The sequence below is a fragment of the Streptomyces sp. NRRL S-920 genome (assembly GCF_000717945.1).
In the GTDB taxonomy this organism is placed as follows: Bacteria; Actinomycetota; Actinomycetes; order Streptomycetales; family Streptomycetaceae; genus Streptomyces; species Streptomyces alboniger.
Genome location: NZ_JODF01000114.1, coordinates 1 through 6,103 on the forward strand (window position 1 = coordinate 1; position 6,103 = coordinate 6,103).

Here is a 6,103-nt window from a genome sequence, read left to right on the forward strand (position 1 = left end):
GCGAGCCTGGCACCCCCGCCGGAACCCGGGTACGGGCGAGCCTGCCCGACCGACCGAGGGGAGCCCCCGCCCACCGGGCGGAGCCGTGGCGGACGCCGCTGGGCAGTGCTCAGGCCGGCGCGACACGGCACCGGGTCAGGTACGTCTCGACCATGCCCTCGCGGACCGCGTTGCGCACGACCCGGCCGGTGACACGGAGCCGTTGCCCCTCTTCGGGGAACGGCTGGGTCATCGAGTCCCACGCGTACCGGCGTCCGGCGCCGTCGGTGAAGCGAACGCGGCGGCGCTCGCCCCACTGGCTCGTGAGCGGGCTGACCTCGGTGACCGTGGCCGTGATCGACTCGCGGTCCTCCGTGGTCAGTCGCCGCTGGGCTTCGCGCAGGTACATCGGGACTGCGGACACCACCAGACCGATGTCCGCCGGTGCCAGGTCCTGTGCGACCGCGCGGGCCAGCTTGCGGCGGTAGTCGCTCGCGGCCGCGTCACCGTGCAGGCACCAGTCCCGGACCGCGGCGGCCGTGGCCTCGACGTTCTCGGCTGCCCGGAGGTGTTCGTGCAGCTGGTCCAGGGCCTCCCGGCCGGCGCCGCCCAGCAGCAGGGCGCGAACCTGTTCGGCGGTCGTCCAGCCGCCGCCGCGCTTGACGTACCCGGCCTGGATGGTCAGGGCGACGGCGTACTCCAGGACCTGGTCAACGTGGAGCCGCAGGTCCGGCGGCACTTCGCCGGGCTCGTACGGCTCGGCTGCCAGGCAGCAGCGGATCAGGTCCCACAGGTCGCGCAGGACGGTGACGGGCAGGTTCGCGTACGGGCCCGCGCACGTCGTGCCCAGCTGCATCGTGCTGCCGTCCTCGTGCCGCAGGAGGTAGCTGGTCAGGGCTCCGCGTTCCCCGCAGGCGTCGCAGTGTGCGATGCGGTCGGCGGCCTCGTCCTCGAACGGCGGGAGCGCGGTCACGGTGTTGCCCGCCGTTCCGTCGTGCTCGACCTGGGCGATGACGGTCCAGCCCTGGAACTGCAGGAGGGGGAACGTCGCGGTGACGTCCTGGACGGCCACGGTGCCGATGGGGACGCCGTTGACGTCGGGCCACGGCATGGGCTCGACGGGTCCGCGGGTGAGGTGGCATCCGGTCAGTCCGTGGGCCCGGGTCTGCCGGTCCGCCTGCTCGATCGCCTCGCGCAGGGCTGGGAGCTGGTCGTTTCGGACGGGGAAGGTCAGGGATGTGCTGGTCATGCGTTCTCCGTAGGGGGCGACACGGCCCGGCCGTGGGAGACGGCCGGGCCGGCGGGATGGGTCAGTGTCGGTGGACCGGTTCGGCCCGTCCCCGGGGAGAGCACGGCAAGCGCGGTGGGGCTCATCGCGACTCCTGGACGTTGAAGGTTCGGGGCTGCCGAAGGAACTGCCACACCTTCGAGCGTTGCTAATTCTGCCTTATATGCTGAACGGGGTCAACGCCGTTCCCCCTGTTCCGGGGCTACATCGTCAGGGTGCAGGTGTCGCATCCGCCGGTGGCGTGCAGCAGCGGGGTGGACCCGGTGCGGGCCTTGGACTCGTACGTCGGCGGCCGCCGGAGGGCGGCGTGCACGTCCCGTTCCATGCGCTCGAAGTCGGCGTTCTCCTCGACGCGGACGCCCGGGTCGGGGGCGTCCGGGCGGCGGGACTGCTCGATCAGCTCGGCCATCGTGATGTTGGGGTTGAAGGGAACCTGGCGGACGCGCTCGACCAGTGCGCACAGCTCGGCAAGCCGGGGCCGGCGGGCGACGCCCAGCAGCAGATCGCGGTGGCTGGCCAGCGTGCAGGTCGAGCAGGAACAGCGGCTGGACCCCCGGCGGTCCCCGGCGCCGGGGTGGGAGTCGTAGCACCAGTGGTACGGCACCTCTTCCGCGAGGGTCCACGCCCACACGTCGGCGGTGCTCACCTGGTGGGCGGGCAGCCACTCGTCCACCACCCGGTGGCTGTTGTCGGTCGTGCGGCGCCACACCTGCCGGTTGCGTCGGTCGCGACTCTCCTCCGCCCTGAGGCCGAGAACGTTGGCGAACATCAGCGGCCCTTGGACTTCCTTGCGCAGGGCGCGGACCTGCTCGGTGAAGGCGCCGAACACCATCTTCGTCTTCCACGGTCCGGTGCAGGTGCGGGCCTGGCCCAGCCAGGGCCAATCCCCCCGCTCGGCGATGAACGTGAGCAGATCGAAGGGGACCGTACGGCCGTCGACCTGCCGGGTGCGGCGGACCTCGATGTGCCGCTCCGGCGGGACGCCGAGAATCTGGCTGTGCTGGGCGGCGAGCTCGCTCGCGCTGGGCCACCGCACACCGTCCACGGTAACGGCGGGCCACTCCATCGGGCCCAGGCTGGCGTGGGCGGTCCAGACGCGGTCGGCGACCCCGGCCCGGCGGGCGGCGTCCATCGCCTTGGCGCCCGCGATCACGCCGTCCTTCCCGCCGGACAGGTTGATCACGATGCGGTGCCGGGTCGCGGCGAAAGCGACCGGATCGGTGTAACTCATCTTGCTCTCCTCGGTGTTGGGCGGGCTCCGGCGGTTCCGGAGCCCGCTGGGTGGTTCAGGCGATGAGGGTCACGCCGCCGACGGTCTTGGCCCGGCGGATCAGCGGCTTTCCGCCCGTGGGGCGTGGGGGTTCGGGCGCGGGCAGCGGCCGGAGCGGGTTCCAGCGGGTGCCGACATCCCCGGTGTGCCGGGTCCACGCCTCCTCGAAGTGCTTGCGCTGCTTGTCGCGGACTCCGGCCGGCGCCGCGACGGCGAAGGCGGCGGCCGCCGGGAACCCGCCGTCGGCGGTGAGGTAGTGGGCCCGCTGGATACCGGACGTCTCCCCGCGCTCCAGGGCGAGCCCGTGACGGGCGGCGAACTGCCGGATCAGTTGCTCGGCGGTGCGGCGGTCGCCTTCCCACACGGTCCGCACCGACCGCCAGGCGGGGCCCTTCTTCGCCGGTCCCCGGCATTCGCGGTGCCCGGGGCACCAGGGCTCGAAGTCCCCGGCGGGGTGGTCGGCCCGGCACTGCTCGGTCCGCGGCTGTCGGCACCACCACTTCGGTGACCGGCAGGACCGGCCGTGATGGGTGCGGCAGTCCGGCGTACGGGCTGCGTAGTAGATCCTCCGCACCTCGTAGATCGCGTACGGGGCCTGGTCCAACGACTCCTCGAAAGCCGAGAGCACGGGGTGGTTGCGGCCGTCCTCGGTGAGCCTGCGGTACAGGCTGTCCGTCCCGTACAGGCTGGAGCGCTCGTTGAGCGCCATCGCGACGTGCTCCATCCGCAGGACGTCCGCAGCGATGTGCGGATGGTCCCGCAGACGCGCCTCGTGGGCCTCCCTGCTCGCGCACACGCCACTGAAGGGGCACTGCGAGCAGTACGACTTCTTCACCGGCTCTCCGAGCCGTTCCAGGACGAACCGCTCGACGTCCGCCCGGTCCTGGCGGGCCAGGATCAGGGGATAGAACGGCTCGCAGATGGTCCGGCCCACGGCCCGGTTGTGCTCGCGCTGGATGCGGCTGTCCTTCTCCGCACGCTTCAGCTCGCCGTAGTGGTAGCCGATCACCCGGCGGTAGCTCGCGCCCCCGAACTCGGCCTCCGTCCACTGGTCCAGCACCCATCCCTTGAAACGGATGCTGCACGTCCTACGGCCATTCGCGATCTGGGGGACGGTTCCGGCCTCCCGGAGCTCGTCGCTCAGACGCCACGGCCCCCGCGCGAAGATCCGCCGGGGAGACCGGCTGTCGTCCAGGACGACAACGCCGTCCGCGTCCTGGCGGCCGGCGCGGGCCACCTGCACTAGCCGGACCCCGGCCCGGCGCAGGCGGGGCAGGACCAGCCGGTCGACGTAGTCCAGGGTGTCCGGCCATTCGTCGCCGGTGACCGCGTGAACCACGATCAGGTCGGAGAGGTCGGGGGCCAGTCCGTACCGCTCGGGGTGGTCCAGGAACTCGATCAGGATGGCCGTGCTGTCGGCTCCGAGTCCGTAGCTCAGCACGGTCATCCCGGAGGACCGGCCGAACGTGGTCCGCTCCGAGGGCTCGGGCAGGTCAAAGAGGGCTGCGGGCAGGGCAGTTGCAGGCACGGAGAACTGAATCCTTGGGTCGGGTGGCTTCGCGCCGGCGGACGGCGGCGGTCACGGCGGGCGGCTCGATCGCCGCCTGTGGCCGGGGGCACGGACGTGGGCCCGTGCCCCCGGTTCAGGTCAGCCCTTCTGCGGAGGCTTGACGATGTCCCGCATCACCGCGGCGCGGGTCGGCGCCGCCGGGCAGGGACCGAGCAGCCGGGTCAGGTGACCGCGCAGGGCCTCGATGTCACCGGCCTTGCGGGCGCTGTCGGCCTCGTCCAGCAGGCCGGTCACCGCCTCGCGGTCGGTCGGGTGCCCGGTCTCGCACGGGCACTGGGTGGGGCGCTTGCCCACCAGCTCGGCCACGCGGGCGGCCTGCTCCTCGAAGGGGACCGTGCACCCCTCGTGACGCCACGCGGGACGCGGCGTCGGGTCGCCGTTGCGCCCGCGCAGGTGGCTCCACCAGCGGTTCCCGACCCAGCCGCAGATCAGGTCTTCCATCTCGAACGGGTTGTCCGACCCGGGGTAGCCGTGCTTGGGGCTCCACGCGATTTCATCGAGCCGCCCCAGGCAGATGCCCGCGCTCAGGATGTTGCGCCGCGTGGGCGCCATCCGCGGGTGCAGCCACGGGACGATGCCCTCCGGCGCCGTGTCACCGGCCTGTTCCGTCTGGGGGAGGGCGGCGCCGGACTGGGTGACGGTGTCCAGGTGGGCGGCGGCCTTGTCGCGGTCCTCGTGCTGGCTCTCCTCGACCTGGCCCAGCACGCGCGCGTGCCAGTCGCCGTGCCAGCGGTGGATGTGGCCGATCAGCTTCCCGTCGACCGTGACGGGGTACCGGCCGTCCGGGGTCCGGTCGCCGATGCGGTACCGCTTCTCCGGGGTGTCGGGGGCGTCGTTCGTCGCCATGTCGTTGTCTCCCTGCGTTGAAGGTTCGGGGCGGGCTTCTGCCAAAGCCCTTGCGGGGTGGGCCCGCCCGGCTGCCACCGGGCGGGCCCACCGGAGTCCTACCGGCGGCGGTGCTTCAGCAGCGCGCTCAGGCTCGGGGCGGACGGCCGCGCGTTCTGCGGGTGCCACCCCTCCCGGAGGAAGGCGACGGGCCGGTTCTCGCAGTCGCGCACGATGACCAGGTCCGGGCTCGTCGCGACGGTCTCGCCACGGCGGGCGGCGCGGACCAGGAGGTCGCGCACCTCGTAGCGGTCGGCGCTCTCGGGCGCGGCTCCGGCGGAGCCGGTGAACAGCGGGCTGCTCACCCAGCGGGCCGCGAGGGGGATGCTGCGGGCCTCCGCGAGGGTGGGCGTGTGGTGGTCGAGCATCCCGGCGGGGACCGGGACGATCGTGGTGACCACGGTGCCGTCCTCGGCGTCGAGCAGTCGGACCAGCTCCGAGTCCGGGGACTGACGGACGGTCAGCTTGTCCGTCACGTCGGCCGCCCGGACGGTCCACCACGTCTCGTTGACGTCGGCGGCGGTCGTCACCAGCCGGGGGCGCCCCTCGGTCCACACGTAGGTGGTGGACAGGTAGAGGGCGAATCCGCCGATCTCGCGCGGGGTCTCGGTCTCCAGCTCTGCGTACATCGTTGCTCCCGTGTTGAAGGTTCGGGTTGCCGGGGAGGACTGCCATCCCCTTCCGACATCACTAATCATGCCTTATTTTGGGGCGGAAGTCCAGCCCTGAAGACCCTCCAAATGAGTGATCTACATCACACGTTTTCGCAGGTCAGCGGCGGTTTCCACCCCCTCCGCGCGGGCCTCGCGCGGCGGCCCGCCACACTCCACCCGGCGGGCGGGGGCTCCCCTCGGTCGGTCGGGCAGCTCCGCCCGACCGCCGGTTCTGCGGGGGGTGCCAGGCTCGCGGAGCGACCGCGAAGCGGCTTGGCCTGGCACCCCCCGCAGGTTCGGTGGTATGGTGCTGCCCGGCGGCGGCGCCGGTCGGCGCGGACGGGTCCGGCGGTCCGCGCCAGCGGACCCGAACGGGAACAGCCGCCCCGCCAGGGGCGCCCGTTCGGCCCGACGAAGGAGGGCCTGGTCCGCGCCAGCGGACCCCGGCCGCCGCGCGG

5 protein-coding genes are annotated in these 6,103 nt (G+C 72.8%); all 5 read right to left on the reverse strand.

Annotated elements, in window-relative coordinates; all coding sequences use genetic code 11:
* Positions 1–109: 109 nt before the first annotated feature.
* Positions 110–1,228 (reverse strand): hypothetical protein, encoded by a 1,119-nt coding sequence (locus IG54_RS0136825; protein WP_030795412.1) that lies wholly within the window; start codon positions 1,226–1,228, stop codon positions 110–112.
* A 241-nt stretch (positions 1,229–1,469) separates the two neighbouring features.
* On the reverse strand, positions 1,470–2,498 hold the full coding sequence (locus tag IG54_RS0136830; protein ID WP_051820468.1) for a phosphoadenosine phosphosulfate reductase family protein: 1,029 nt from the start codon (positions 2,496–2,498) through the stop codon (positions 1,470–1,472).
* Positions 2,499–2,553: 55 nt separating this feature from the next.
* A complete protein-coding gene (locus IG54_RS0136835; protein WP_158709010.1) occupies positions 2,554–4,065 on the reverse strand; it encodes a hypothetical protein in 1,512 nt (503 codons plus the stop codon).
* A gap of 120 nt (positions 4,066–4,185) precedes the next feature.
* On the reverse strand, positions 4,186–4,953 hold the full coding sequence (locus IG54_RS0136840; RefSeq protein WP_030795420.1) for a hypothetical protein: 768 nt from the start codon (positions 4,951–4,953) through the stop codon (positions 4,186–4,188).
* Between the two features lie 98 nt (positions 4,954–5,051).
* Positions 5,052–5,621: a hypothetical protein gene (locus IG54_RS0136845; protein WP_030795422.1), complete on the reverse strand. Its 570-nt coding sequence runs from the start codon at positions 5,619–5,621 to the stop codon at positions 5,052–5,054.
* Positions 5,622–6,103 lie beyond the last annotated feature (482 nt).